Origin of the sequence: Microcoleus sp. FACHB-672, assembly GCF_014695725.1 — a bacterium.
Lineage (GTDB): Bacteria > Cyanobacteriota > Cyanobacteriia > Cyanobacteriales > Oscillatoriaceae > FACHB-68.
Window position 1 is genome coordinate 148341 of the sequence record NZ_JACJOU010000009.1, and the last position, 12710, is coordinate 161050.

General features: G+C 42.9%; 4 protein-coding genes. All 4 read right to left on the bottom strand.

All coding sequences use genetic code 11. From position 1 onward, the window contains the following. Positions 1 to 78 precede the first annotated feature (78 nt). The gene (locus H6F56_RS06160; RefSeq protein WP_190665979.1) at positions 79 to 5850 is read right to left on the bottom strand and encodes a non-ribosomal peptide synthetase; all 5772 of its coding nucleotides are present in this window, start codon (positions 5848 to 5850) and stop codon (positions 79 to 81) included. Next, positions 5847 to 9140, bottom strand: a complete 3294-nt coding sequence (locus H6F56_RS06165) for a non-ribosomal peptide synthetase (protein WP_190665980.1) — start codon at positions 9138 to 9140, stop codon at positions 5847 to 5849. Before H6F56_RS06165 ends, H6F56_RS06160 begins: the two co-directional genes overlap by 4 nt. A gap of 23 nt (positions 9141 to 9163) precedes the next feature. Continuing rightward, positions 9164 to 10189 carry a TauD/TfdA family dioxygenase gene (locus tag H6F56_RS06170; RefSeq protein ID WP_190665981.1) on the bottom strand — a complete coding sequence of 342 codons (1026 nt, stop codon included), beginning with the start codon at positions 10187 to 10189 and terminating at the stop codon, positions 9164 to 9166. Positions 10190 to 10203: 14 nt separating this feature from the next. Beyond that, a partial coding sequence (locus tag H6F56_RS06175) for a condensation domain-containing protein (protein ID WP_190665982.1) occupies positions 10204 to 12710 on the bottom strand: 2507 nt, incomplete at its 5' end.

The window sequence follows — 12710 nt, forward strand, 5'->3', positions numbered from 1 at the left end:
TTGAGGATGGCAAAAAAACTATAACTAGAAAAACGTTTGCAGCTTTTCTCACAGATTCAGCTTTAGAAGTGCATCTTTTTAATAATTGTCTTCAGAAAACATTTCTCCCATTGCAACTACAATTTTTCGGGAACCGGTAAAAGGATTGCGGCTGTGGGCGGCCAACATATTATCTAACATTAATATGTCTCCAGCCTGCCAAGGGAACGTAACAGCGGCCTCTTGATACACGGCTTGAATTTCTTCAATGACAGAATCTTCTATGGGCGTTCCATCTCCGTAGTAGACATTGCGGGGTAAATTTTCTTCTCCGAATACAGAGAGTAAGGAGGCGCGAACTGCTGGATCTAAGCAGGAAACATGATGCAATGGGAGTTGATTGAAAAAAACCATTTCTCCAGTTTTTGGATGTTTCGTTACTGCCGGCCTAATTTTTTTAGTTCTCAAACCATTGTTTTCTTTCCACTCAAACTCTATGGCAGCTTGCCGGCAATAATCTTCTACGACGGCTTTATCTGTCGTTCTAAAAAATTCCTGCCAACTTACATCAAGTCCATCGGTGTAGTTGCGGACATAGACAAGCTGCTTTTGCGTGAATTTTTCGATGAGTTTGGGGTCAAGAAGTTGATAAACTCTGCGACAGTCAACAATCGGGGTTTCGCCGCCTTGTTGTGCCGGCTGCACACAGAAAAACCAAATTTTTAACGGCCAGCGATGCAAGTGTGAACTTTCGTTATGAAATAAAATCGCTTTATCCGCCGGATAAGGCGTTGACCCGTAAACTTTTCCGCTAATTCCTTCGCGAGGTAAATCCCCATACTCGCCAAATAATTGAGGACAAAGAGAAAGAGCAAACTGCTCAAATACAGACACTAAAGGTTCGTTAAACCCTCGAAATAAAATTGCGCCATGCTGTAGCAATTTGGTTTCGATGAATTCCCGGTTATTCTTTGCCCAGTCAATGATATCAACCTCAGCGACAGCCGGCTTGATGACTAAAGGAAAAGTTTCTCCAGGCTTTAGAAACTCGGTTTGAATTAATTCTCCTTGGGGCAAACTCAACGCTTTCGGCTTGATAGTTTTGAATTTGCTAAAATTACCTTTTTCTCGTTTGACTTCCTGCATGGCTTGTTTCTGTTTTTCAGCTTCTGTAATAATTTCTAAATTATTTAAACGAGTATCAGTTTGCGTAACAATGCTGGTGAGTAAGGTAACAAAGCGAGCAGAAATTTGCGCGATGGTTGTTTCGTCAAAAAGATCTGAATTATACTTAAACGTTCCGATGATTTCAGACTTTGTTTCCGCCATAAATAAAGCCAGATCGAATTTGGCTGTGCCGCTATCAATTTCAAGGGGGGTTAAAGTTAAACCCGGAAGTTCTAAAGCCGGCACCGGCATATTTTGCAGGACAAATAACACTTGAAAGAGTGGGTTATGGCTAGAACTGCGATCAGGACGCAATGCTTCCACCAGTTTCTCAAAAGGCAAATCTTGATGGGCATAAGCATTTAATGTTACCTCTCGAACTCGCTTCAACAACTCCCGAAAAGTCGGGTTGCCGCTGAGATCAGTGCGTAAGACGAGGAGATTCACAAAGAACCCAATCAGAGATTCGGTTTCTACTTGAGTGCGATTTGCGATATCGGTGCCAACAACCAGATCATCCTGATTTGTGTAGCGATATAAAAGCGTTTGAAAAGCAGCCAACAATGTCATAAAAAGTGTGACATTTTCTTGCCGGCTTACTTGATTAATTGCCTTAGACAAATTTGCAGATAACTGGAAGGAGTAACTGGCACCGCGAAATGTCGAAACATCAGTTCGCGTTCGCACAGTCGGGAATTTCAACACCGGCAAGCTTGTTCCTAACTGCTGCTTCCAGTAGTTCAGCTTGGCTTCTAAAACGTCTCTTTGCAACCACTTGCGCTGCCACATCGCATAGTCTGCATATTGAATCGGTAAAGCTGGCAGTGGGGAAGGGTTGCCGGCACAAAATGCTTTGTAAAGTGTCGCAAATTCCTGAACGAACACTCCCATCGACCAACCATCAGAAACGATGTGGTGCATTGTCAGCACGACAACCCACTCTGTTGTCTCTAATTTTAGCAACTTAACTCGCAGCAAAGGTAAGCGTGTCAAATCGAAAGGTTGTTGCGCTTCTTCAAGGATAAAGCTTTGCAGTTTTGAGGTTGAATTCTGGCGTTCTGCTAAATCCAAAATCGACAATGTAAAATCAAAATTTGGATGGATGATTTGAACGGGTTGCCCATTTGCTGTCGCAAAACTCGTCCGCAGAACTTCATGACGATTGATAATTTCATGAAAACTTTTTTCCAGCGCTGGCGCATTGAGGTCACCTTTGAGATGTACCGCCGCAGAAATATTATAGGCAGGAGTCCCCGGATCTAATTGATCGAGAAACCAAAGCCGCTGTTGGGCAAAAGAAAGGGGCAATTCTTTAGGCCGTGGAACTGGAAGTAAGGGCGGTGCTTGAAGAGTTGTTTCGGTAAGATTTTCTGTGGTGATAATGATACGCTCACTTAACCCCGCCACCGTAGGCGACTCAAACAGATAGCGCAGGGGAAGTTCAATTTGCAATGCTTCGCGCAGTCGAGAAATTACCTGAGTGGCTAATAATGAATGTCCGCCCAATTCAAAAAAGTTATCGTGGATGCCGACTCGGTCAACATGAAGAACTTCACTCCAGATGCCGGCAATTACCTCTTCAATCGGGTTTCGGGGACTGATAAAAGTGCTGGCTAAGTCACCCATAGCCGTGTCTGGTGCCGGCAGCGCTCGGCGGTCAACTTTCCCGTTAGGCGTTAAAGGTAGGGCTTCCAGCAGCACAAAAGCAGCCGGCACCATGTAATCCGGTAACTTTTCTTTCAAGAAATTACGCAAATCGCTTGATTTTAAATTTGAACTTTGGGATTGTTCATTAACTAATTGCTCCTTAAGGACAAGATAAGCGACTAAAAACTTCTCGCCCGGACGAGCTTCTCTAGCTGTAACCACAACTTCCCGTACAGAAGAATGCCGACTGAGGGCAGATTCAATTTCTCCTAACTCGATCCGGAATCCCCGAATTTTTACTTGATGATCAATTCGGCCTAAATATTCAATTTCTCCAGTGGGAAGATAACGGGCTAAATCGCCAGTTTTGTAGAGCCGGTCTGAAGTCTGGGTAAGATAAAATTCTCCCTCTCCTTCCATCTCCCCCTCTGTCTCTTTAAAGAAAGGGTTAGGAATAAAGCGCTCAGCCGTTAAATCGGGCCGGTTTAAATACCCTCTAGATAAGCCGGCACCGCCGATATACAGTTCACCAACCGCACCGATCGGCACTGGTTGCAGGGAAGAGTCTAATATGTAAATTTGTGTATTCGCTATCGGACGACCAATGGAAACTAGCTGCTCATTCGACTCAACTTGAGAGATAGTAGACCAAATCGTGGTTTCTGTAGGGCCATAAAGATTCCATACGTTCGCACCTCTTTCTAGCAACTGATTGGCGAGCTTTTGCAGTAAAGCTTCACCGCCGCAGAGTATTTTTAAATTCTTACTTTCTTGCCATCCTGCTGCTAAAAGCATTTGCCAAGTTGCCGGAGTTGCTTGCATGAATGTAGCGCCCGAACTGTTCAATATTTTTAAGAGTTCTGTACCATTAGAGGCGACTTCACGGCTGACCAAAACAACGCAAGCGCCTGTAATAAGCGGCAGGAAAAGCTCCAAGATCGCAATATCAAATGAGAGAGAAGTTTCGGCAAGAAAAACTTCTTTCTCTGTGACTTCTAGCCGGTTCTGCATTGACCTTAAGAAGTTAATCACAGAAGCGTGTGCGATTTGCACACCTTTAGGGCGTCCTGTAGAGCCAGAAGTATAAATTACATAGGCTAGATTGGAAGGATTAGAGCTAGGAAACTTGAGATTTTTAAGGGAATTATTGTCGAAATTATGTAATTCATATTGGTCCAGACACACCACCTGAGCTTGATGTTCTGGCAGGCTTTCTCTCAGGTGTTTTTGAGTTAATAGCACCGGCACCTGTGCGTCCTCTAACATGAGTGCAAGGCGTTCAGATGGATAGGTTGGATCAAGCGGGACGTAAGCGCCGCCGGCTTTAAGAATTGCCAGAAGTCCCACAAGCATTTCTAGGGAACGCTCAACACAAATTCCGACTAGGACTTCGGGTTTAACACCGAGAGTTTGTAAATAGTAGGCAAGTTGATTCGCTCTTTGATTGAGTTCTTGATAAGTTAGTTGTTGATATTCAAAGACTACGACAACCGCATCTGGAGTTTTTTCTACTTGTGCTTCAAAGAGTTCATGTATGCACAATCCAGAGTAATCTTCTGTCCATAGCTCCTGTGCCGTAGAATTACCCCATTCAACTAACAGTTGATTGCGCTCACGCTCAGTTAGTAATGGTAACTTGGAAATTTGCTGTTCTGGATTTGCAACAATTCCTTCTAATAGATTCTGAAAATGCCCAGTTACTCGCTTAATTGTGGCCGCATCAAATAAATCGGTATTATACTCCCATACTCCATCTAATCCCTCTTTTGTGTTGAGCATTGACAGGGTTAAATCAAACTTAGCGGTGCTGGTTTCTACTTCCAAGGGATGCAAGGTTAATCCTGGCAGTTCCAGGGATGGCATTGGGGAATTTTGAAGGATAAACATTACCTGAAATAGGGGCGCATGGCTCATGTTGCGTGTCGGCTGCAATTCCTCTACCAGCTTCTCAAATGGCAAGTCTTGATGAGCATAAGCGCCTAATGCAACTTCTCGAACTCGGCTTAGCAACTCCCGAAAAGTTGGATTGCCGACTAAACCAGTTCGTAACACTAAAGTATTAACAAAAAAGCCTATTAATTTTTCAACTTCAGCTCGATTGCGGTTAGCAATTGGAGAACCAATTAAAATATCTGTTTGGCCGGTGTAGCGGTAAAGTAATGTTTTAAACGCTGCCAGCAAGGTCATAAATAAGGTTGTTCCTTCACGCCGGCTTAATTCAGCAAGCGCCTCAGTCAGCTTTTTAGGAACAACGAAACTTTCCTGTGCGCCTTGGAAGGTTTGCACTGCTGAGCGCGGTCGAGCTGCCGGCAACTCTAATACAGGAAGAGTGCCTTCTAGCTGCTTTTTCCAATAGGCAATTTGCTTTTCTAACACCTCTCCTTGGAGCCACTTTCGCTGCCAAGTTGCGAAATCTGGGTACTGAATGGACAGTTCAGGAAGAGGGGAGGGCTTGCCACTAGAAAAAGCTTGATAAAGCGCCGCAATTTCTTCAATAAAGATACCCATCGACCACCCATCAGCGATGATGTGGTGCATCGTTAAGATCACCACATATTCTGAATCATTTAAATGCAGCAAGCTAACTCGTAATAACGGCTCTTTTGCCAATTCAAATGGTCGCTTTACTTCCTCGATTATCAAGCTTTGAATTTGGAAATCTTGATTCGGGCTGGTTGTTAAATCTAAAACCGACAATTTAAAATTACCAGGTGGATGAATGATTTGAACGGGTTGCTCATCTACCGTTGCAAAAGTTACCCGCAAAACTTCATGACGCTTGATCACCTCGTTAAAACTTTGCTCTAAAGCACCCACATTGAGCTTTCCCGCCAGACGGATAGCCGCAGGGATGTTATAAGTCGGGTTGCCTGGATCTAATTGATCGAGGAACCATAACCGCTGCTGAGAAAATGAGAGGGGAAAAACATTAGAGGTTCGAGCTTGGGGTTTGATTGATATAGGGGAAACGTTTTCTTTTTTGTGGTTAAGCCGGCGCAACAGCAGCTCACGTTTTTCTGGAGAAAGTTCCGCCATGCGTGCGAGAAGATCGCTCATTTGTTCACTCCTTCTTTAGCTAAAATTTTCTGAACGTCCTCCTCTGATAGTTGTTCTAGCTCTGCTAGCATTTGAGCAAACATTTCATCCTCTGATGGTGGCTCTATCTTTTGTGAAATGATCTCTGCTAAAGCGGCGATTGTTGGAAACTCAAAAAGATGGGTTAGAGGCAACTCAATTTGAAAGGCTTGCCGCAGCCGAGAAATAACCTGAGTCGCTAGTAGAGAGTGCCCTCCTAACTCAAAGAAATTCTCGGAAATACTGATTTTTTCAATATGAAGAACTTCCGCCCAAATATCGGCTAGCTTTTCTTCAATGGGAGTGCGAGGCGCGAGAAAGGTTTCTGTCGAAAATAAATAGGCTTTATCGGCAGCCGATAATTTTTGCCTATCTATTTTTCCGTTAGCTGTCAAAGGCAGAATTTTAAGAATGACGAACGCTGCCGGCACCATGTAGACAGGTAATTTTTCTTGCAAAAGATTACGAAATTCACTTGATTTTAGACTTTGTACTTGGGATTTTGAAGCAATTAATTCTTCCTTAGGAACGATGTAAGCAACGAGACGTTTATCACCCGGTACATCTTCCGAATCTATAACTACTGCTTGCTCGACATCTGGATGCTGTCTTAAAGTCGCTTCAATTTCTCCAAGTTCGATCCGAAATCCGCGAATTTTTACTTGAGAATCAATGCGTCCCAAAAACTCAATATTTCCATCAGGTAAATAACAAGCTAAATCGCCGGTTTTGTAAAGACGCGCATTGGGTTGCGGGTTGAAGGGATTGGCAATAAATTTTTCTGCCGTTAGTTCAGGGCGATTTAAATAGCCACGCGCTAAATTATCACCGCCGATGTACAATTCACCGGCTACACCCAGGGGCATCGGTTGCTGATGGGAATCAAGGATATAAATTTGGGTATTTGCAATCGGACGACCGAGTGGCACTGTTTCAGAATCATGCTGCAATTTCTCAAAATTGACCTGATAAGTCAACACCCCGACTGTGGCTTCTGTTGGCCCATAATGATTGAAAACTAGGCAATTGGGAGCGTATTGATGTACTTTCTCGATTAAGTTCCAGCTAACAGCTTCTCCTCCTAAAATGAGGCGTTGACGAGGCAAAACAGCGGCGGCGTTAGAAGATGTTAGTAAGGCGGCGAGGTGAGAGGGAACGATTTTCAAACAATCAATGGGATGCCGGCGGAAATATTCTGCTAAGGCTTCTGGATCTGTAGCGCGTTCCTGGGAGATGATATGGAGGCAACCGCCTGTACATAATGCCGGAAAAATCGCTGTGTTTCCTAAGTCGGCTGCAAAGGTGGAAACGGTGGCGAAACTGGCACCGGCAGGTAATTTTAATCTTTCAAGGATACTGTGCAAATAGTTGCTGAGGTTTCGGTGTTCAATGGCAACTCCTTTGGGGGTGCCGGTAGAACCAGAAGTATAAATTACATAAGCTAAATCTGTAAGATTATTACGCTTTTTACTTGTAACTAAACCGCCATTTTCCGTTACTTTGTCAGAATCACTTCTGTCTATACATACGATTTCTGCGCTATGTTTCGGCAGGGTTTGTAAAAGGTTTTCTTGAGTTAGCAACACTGAAACTTGAGCATCTTGTAGCATCAAGGCTATGCGTTCAGCCGGCATCCCTAGCTCAATGGGCAAGTAAGCACCGCCGGCTTTGAGAACGCCCAGCATTCCAACTATCATTTCTAGTGAACGTTCGAGGCAAATCCCTACAATAACATCTGAATCAACACCTAATTCTTGCAGGTGTTCAGCTACTTGATTCGCCCGTGCGTTGAGTTCAGCGTAGGTGAGTTTCTGATTTTCAAAAACAACGGCAATATTGTTGGGATGGCATTCCGCTTGTTCTTCAAAGAGGTTGTGAATGCACTGATCTTTGGGGTAGTCAGTTTGAGTACTGTTGAATTGAATTAATAGTTCATATTGGGCAGATTCGCTGAGGATATCTAACTGACTGATCTCTGCTTCTGGGTTATTGATCGCACTTTCTAAGAGCGTTTCAAAATGTTTTGATAAACCTTGGATATTTTCAGATGAAAATAATCTGGAATCATAGTAAAACTGGGCAACTAGAGAATCCTCTTGATAAACACACGAAAGCTTAACCTTGAAATTCTCAGTACAAGTGTAATGCTGCTCGATTACAAATAAAACGCTGTTACTTTCATATTTGTTTGAAATATCAATAAATTCAAAACAAAATGGCAATCCTGTAAAACCTTGAATATTCTCATTGGAATCTAAAAGCGCTTCCCAACTAAAATACTCTTGCCAGTTATGAACCTCATTTGTCAATGGCTCAACTTGCTCTAAAACTTCGCTAAATTTTAAATCTGCTTCTAGATGATTCTGAAGCGGTAAATATTGGCATAAAGGTCCAAATGCCGGTTCTAACTCTTCATACTTTCTCCCATCACTAGCTAGTCCGACAATAATGTGGGTTTCTCTGGTTAGTCGCAAAATTAGAATTTGCCAACAAGCCAGCAGTAATTGAGAAAATTCAGTTTCATATTTCTGGGATAATAATTTTATCTTTTTGGCAAGATTGGGATTAATATTTAACTTTAAGAACTGAGGCTGAAATGCTTGCGTTTCGGAAACTTTTTTCTCAAAAGGAAGATTAAGTTTTGGAGAATCAGTAATCGTCAGATTTCGCCAATATTCTTTGCCAATATGCGTCTCTTCTGATTCAAGTAATTCATTTTGCCATTCTGCAATATCAGCATATTGCATGGGTTCATCACCGAGTTGTTCTCCCTGTAAGCCAGTTGAATATAAAAAATTGATTTCACGCACTAAGTTTTTAAGTGTTGTGCCATCTGCATTCATAGCAGGTAAGCTGAGCAATAATTTATGCTTGTGTGAGGATAATTTGATTAGAGAAAACTCGAAAATTGAGCCTTTTTCAAAATTAAAAGGTTGCCGAAGCATTGTTTGAAATAGAGCTTCACTTTGAATTTCCTGTTGTTCGGGATGTAAATCCCTGAGATCATGTTCAGATAGAGAAATTTGACAAGTCTCAGCAATCACTTGCAACGGAGTTGTCATCCCCGGCAGACAGTGAAATGTCGTGCGAAGAATCTCATGCCGGCAAACAACATTCTGTATAGCGATTGTTAGAATATCTTTATTCAAATTTCCTTCAATTCTTACTGCACACTGAACGCGATAGGGATATCCTTGTTCAAATGCTTGTAAGCACCACAAATACTTTTGTTGTGGGGAAAGCCGAAATCCTTCAATCTTTGTTGCTTGCATATTAACAGTTCCTTTTCTATACTCTAGATATCTTGACAAGTAAACGGTTCAGCCATGCCGACGACAACCTGGCGGGAACCGACAAACGGCGTCCTTCCGTGGGTGGCTAACATATTGTCCAATAACAAAACATCCCCTTCGTGCCAGGGAAAAATGATTGTTTCTTTCTCATAAACCTGACGAATTGCTTCTAAAACAGAATCTTCAATTGGAGAACCATCACCGTAATAGGCATTGCGGGGTAAATCTTCGGCTTTGAAAGTTGCTAAAAGCTCTTGACGAATGGTGGTGTCTAAATTGGAGATATGGAACAAATGAGCTTGATTAAACCACACTCTTTCATTCGTCTTAGGATGCTTTGCAACAGCTTGACAAATTTGGCGAGTTCTCAGACGATCATTCTTTTTCCATTCAAACTCAATTCCAGCTTTAAGGCAATAGTTTTCTACGTCAGATTTGCTGCCTGTATTAAAAACATTTTGCCAGGGTAAATCTATCCCTCCTCCATAGTTTCGCACATACATAACCTTTTTTTGCATGAATTTTTCACGAATTTCTAGCTGAATTTGCTCAAAAACTTTCCGACTATCTGCCATAGGAGTTTCTCCCCCTTGGTCAGCGTGTTTTATGCAAAAAAAAGCAATTTTTAGCGGCCAATTGCGAGAATAAGCCATTTCATTATGTAACGGAATAAATTGAGTAGCAGGATACTCAGTGGAAGTATAAATATTTCCATTCACTTTACTGCGAGGGGTTGAACGAAAAGAATACTCTAGCAATTCCCCAGCAACTGCTTGAATAAACCGCTCAAATTCCGCTACACCATCTACTTTGAAGCCTCGAAAAAGAATTCCTCCGTGCTTCCATAAGTGATTTTGAATAAATTGCAGATTGTTGTGCGCCCAAGCTGTCAAGTTCAATTCATCCACAGCCGGCTGCACGACTAATGGAAGCAGGCTGTCATGCTGTACATACGAGGTCTTAATTAATTCCTCTGGGGACAGACTGACTGTTTTACGACTGATATTTCCTAACTTTTTAAGCGTCATAATTTAGCTCACTTCTATAAATCTTGAATGGCCTTGCGTTTGCTCATCTTTAATTTTTGCCGGCCTTTTGCTTGAAGTTCCTTTTCTTGAATGAGCTGTTCTTGTCTGCTGGTTTCCGCCATAATTTCTGCGAGTTCGTTCAACCGACTGTTAGGCTGTGCCACAACTTGATAGAGAAGTCCCTCAAAATCCCTAATCAATCGGGTAATAAGCGCTTGATCAAACAAATCAGTTTTGTATTCAAAGGTAGCATTTAAACCTTCAGGAAATTCCCAAATGTTAAGAAGTAAATCATGCCTTGCTGTTTCCGTTTCCAACTCAAACACGCTGAGAGTTAAACCGGCTAACTCTAAGGGAGGCATCGGAGCATTTTGCAGCACAAACCATGCCTGATACATGGGGTTGTGGTTTAAATTCCGCTCAGGTTGCAGTTCTTCTACTAGCTTCTCGAAGGGCAAATCTTGATGAGCGTAAGCTCCTAAAGCAACAGTGCGACACCGTCTCATTATTTCTCGAAACGTTGCATTCTCAGACAAATCATTTCGCAACACTAAAGTATTAATAAAAAATCCAATCAATTTCTCAGTTTCAACTTGGTTACGATTGGCAATGGGAGAACCAATTCGGATATCTTTAGTGCCGGTGTGGCAATAGAGCAATGTCTGAAATGCTGCCAGCAAGGTCATAAATAAAGTGACACCTTCTTGTCGGCTTAATTGAGAAAGTGCTTCGCTTACATCCTTAGAAATAATAAACGATTGTTTCGCACCGCGATTACTTACAACAGAGGGTTTTAAACGATTGTTGGGAAATTTTAACTGAGGACAACGACCGCTTAGTTGCTGCTTCCAGTAATTTAACTGACTTTGCAAAACTTCTCCTTGCAACCACTGGCGCTGCCAAACAGCAAAGTCGGCATACTGCACCGGCAGTTCAGGAAGGGGTGAAGGATTTCCAGCACAAAAGGCTTCATAAAGTGCTGCCAATTCTTTTATAAAAACTCCCATCGACCACCCATCCGAGACGATATGGTGCATCGTTAGCAGTGTAATATGTTCTTGTGAGTTCAACCGCAGCAAAGTGGCGCGAAGCAGCGGACATTGAGTTAAATCAAAGAGTTTTACAGCATCTTCTATAGCCAATCGACGCACTTCTGCATCGCGGTTTGATGCCGGCACCTCACTTAAATCTATCACCGGCAAAGTAATTTTTACAGTGCTATGAATGATTTGAGCGAGTTCACCTTTCATTTCCACAAAACTTGTTCTTAAAGCTTCGTGGCGCTGAATGATTTCGTTAAAACTTTGCTCTAAAGCAGCCAAGTTGAGAGAACCTTTCAACCGGACTGCAACCGGAGAATTGTAAAGCGAAGAATCTGGCGCTAACTGCTGTAACAACCACATCCGCTGTTGAGCAAAAGATAAGGGTAATGTTTGGTTGCGCGGTACGGGATGAATAGGCGGCGCTGCAAATTTTTGCTCAGACTTTAATGCTGTCTCAATGCGTTCGCTCAAACTTGACACTGTCGGCAACTCAAACAGCCACGATAGAGGAATTGCTATTTGGAAAGCTTCTCGCAGTCGAGAAATTACCTGAGTGGCTAATAATGAATGTCCTCCCAATTCAAAAAAGTTATCGTGGATGCCGACTCGTTCAACATAAAGAACTTCAGTCCAGATGCCGGCAATTACCTCTTCAATCGGGTTTCGGGGACTGATAAAAGTGCTGGCTAAGTCACCCATAGCCGTGTCTGGTGCCGGCAGCGCTCGGCGGTCAACTTTTCCGTTAGGCGTTAAAGGTAGGGCTTCCAGCAGAACAAAGACAGCCGGCACCATGTAATCAGGTAACTTTTCTTTCAAAAAACTCCGCAATTCGCTCGACTTTATCCCAGAAACTTGACCGTCCATGTATGCTTCATCAGCCACCACATAAGCCACCAAGCGCTGATTACCCGGTTCATCCTCTCTGGCAATTACAACTGCTTCCTCCACAGACGGATGCTGGCTGAGAGCGGCTTCAATTTCGCCTAATTCAATGCGGAAACCACGAATTTTAACTTGATTATCAATGCGACCGAGATATTCTATGGTTCCATCCGGTAAATAACGCGCTAAATCGCCGGTTTTATACAGTCGGCTATTGGGTTCATTACTAAATGGATTAGCAATAAATTTTTCAGCCGTTAAATCAGGCCGGTTGAGATATCCCCTGGCGAGTCCTGCTCCTCCGATATAAAGTTCACCTTGAAGACCAACCGGCACGGGTTGCAGATGTTTATCTAAAATATAAAGTTGCGTATTTGCAATCGGATTCCCGATCGGCATGGCTCCCGATAATTTCGCATCTTCTGGCACTTCATAAATGCAACATCCTACAACGCTTTCGGTCGGGCCATATTCATTAATCAGTCGGGTTTGTGGGGATTGAGTGCGCCAGTAGGACAGGGTTTTTCCTAACAGTGCCTCGCCGCCAATAATAAACGCTCTGGTTTGACCGGCTGGCTTTTCACTGGTCAAGCACT

Bases quoted from the DNA above. Each gene is read 5' to 3' on its own strand.
- H6F56_RS06165 (WP_190665980.1), bottom strand. From the start codon at position 9,140: ATGCAAGCAACAAAGATTGAAGGATTTCGGCTTTCCCCACAACAAAAG.
- H6F56_RS06170 (WP_190665981.1), bottom strand. From the start codon at position 10,189: ATGACGCTTAAAAAGTTAGGAAATATCAGTCGTAAAACAGTCAGTCTG.
- H6F56_RS06160 (WP_190665979.1), bottom strand. From the start codon at position 5,850: ATGAGCGATCTTCTCGCACGCATGGCGGAACTTTCTCCAGAAAAACGT.